The sequence below is a fragment of the Micromonospora sp. BS32 genome (genome assembly GCF_059089345.1).
In genome coordinates this window covers 1-386 of the sequence record NZ_JBSSHR010000163.1, presented here as the reverse complement: position 1 = coordinate 386, position 386 = coordinate 1, and the positions used below count along the sequence as shown (strand labels likewise).

Sequence of the window (386 nt, the reverse complement as noted above, 5' to 3'; positions counted from 1 at the left end):
ATCGAGGGGCGGTCTCCGTGAGACCGCCCCTGATCATTCAACGACTCGCCACACTCCACCCGCCCAGCGAAACCCGCAGGTCAGGCCGCAAAATCCTGCTGCAGTACTAGCCACGACAGTCTACTAGTGCGATGCTGCCGGGTGCGCCGACGCGGGCCAGGGCGTCCCACTGCGTGGGGGGTGACTATCGCGTGGACCTTGATGTCCTCCAGCGGGCCGACGGAGCAGTCGGGACACGCACCGAGCTCGGTGGTGCGCCCGGTCCACATCTCGGTGAGCTGTTCGAGCATGCGCTGGTGCCATTCTTCGGGCAGGAGCCCGTGCTGTTCGGCTGCTGCTTGGGCGATCACGTGTGCGGCGGCGCCGGAGGGCCGGCTGCCCAGTTC

At 67.6% G+C, this 386-nt stretch carries 1 protein-coding gene; it reads right to left on the bottom strand.

Features of this window, described 5'->3' with window-relative positions:
* Window positions 1-80: 80 nt before the first annotated feature.
* The coding region (locus tag AC5RWQ_RS30730) for a hypothetical protein (RefSeq protein WP_494286088.1) at window positions 81-386 on the bottom strand (306 nt) is incomplete at its 5' end.